The 668-nt window shown below is 58.5% G+C and carries 1 pseudogene; it reads right to left on the bottom strand.

What is annotated here, in order from left to right:
• Positions 1–209 precede the first annotated feature (209 nt).
• Positions 210–668 (bottom strand): annotated as a pseudogene (locus AC1DT3_RS23385) (ABC transporter substrate-binding protein); the annotation flags it as partial.

Raw genomic sequence — 668 nt, 5'->3', positions numbered from 1 at the left:
GGCATAGCCCATACCCGCGAGCTCCGCCGACAGCGCGCCGTTCGCTCCGCGCGCGCCGCTATCCACAACGAGAACCTTCTCCAACTCGGTCATGATCATTCCTAAACGGATTTCGATGAACGTCTGAGTGGCCGTCAAACGCCTTTAGCATCGATTTGTTTCATTCAGGAAATGAACGGAAGAGTAACGGCCAGGGTCTTTTGGTCTACTCAGGAAGGCGATCGCCACCAGGAATCGATGTGCGATCCGAGCAGCGGCACGGTATCGGGATGCTTGAGATCCGATTTGTGCGCCACCCACTGATCGCCGACGTAGAACAACGGCACGACATAGAATCCCGAAAGCAAAACACGATCGAGGGCGCGCGTCGCCGACACGAAATCCTCGCGGCTTTTGGCCTCCAGCATCGCGTCGATCATGCGATCGATCGCGGGCGAAGCGGCGCCCGCATAGTTGAGTGAACCGGATTGAACGGCCGCCGCCGATCCCCAGCGATTGCGTTGCTCGTTGCCAGGTGAGGCCGAGGCGGGCCAGACCCATTGCACCATGTCGAAATCGAAATTGGCGAGGCGTCGCCAATATTGAACCTCATCGACAAGCCTTACGCGCGCTTGAATTCCAATTCTGGCGAGGGATTGCGCAAAGTTGAGCCCCAAGCGCTCCTGGGG

This window comes from Microvirga sp. P4_G7 (assembly GCF_056401005.1).
The sequence above is the reverse complement of the archived record's forward strand: the minus strand, read 5'-3'. Positions and strand labels throughout refer to the sequence as shown.